The sequence below is a fragment of the Psychrobacter sp. 16-MNA-CIBAN-0192 genome (assembly GCF_040309565.1).
Classification (GTDB): Bacteria; Pseudomonadota; Gammaproteobacteria; order Pseudomonadales; family Moraxellaceae; genus Psychrobacter.
Map to the genome: position 1 here is coordinate 1 of NZ_JBEOOX010000378.1, position 262 is coordinate 262.

Annotated in this window: 1 pseudogene; it reads left to right on the forward strand. The window is 43.1% G+C overall.

Features of this window, described 5'->3' with window-relative positions:
* Positions 1–262 (forward strand): annotated as a pseudogene (locus AAEY78_RS13660) (nitric-oxide reductase large subunit); the annotation flags it as partial.

Consider the following 262-nt stretch of genomic DNA (forward strand, 5'->3'; position numbering starts at 1 on the left):
GTTCGGGGTATATGGATTTTTAGCGATTGGTTTTGTATTACTGGTAATGCGATATATTCGTCCAGACTATATTTTTAGTGAAAAGCTCATCAAAACTGGCTTTTGGGCATTAAATATAGGCTTGGTATTGATGATTGCGACCAGCTTGCTACCCATCGGTATCTTCCAAGCGCATGCTTCCATGACCGAAGGTTTATGGTACGCGCGTAGTGAGGGCTTCTTACAACAAGACTTCTTACAAACGCTACGTTGGGTGCGTACC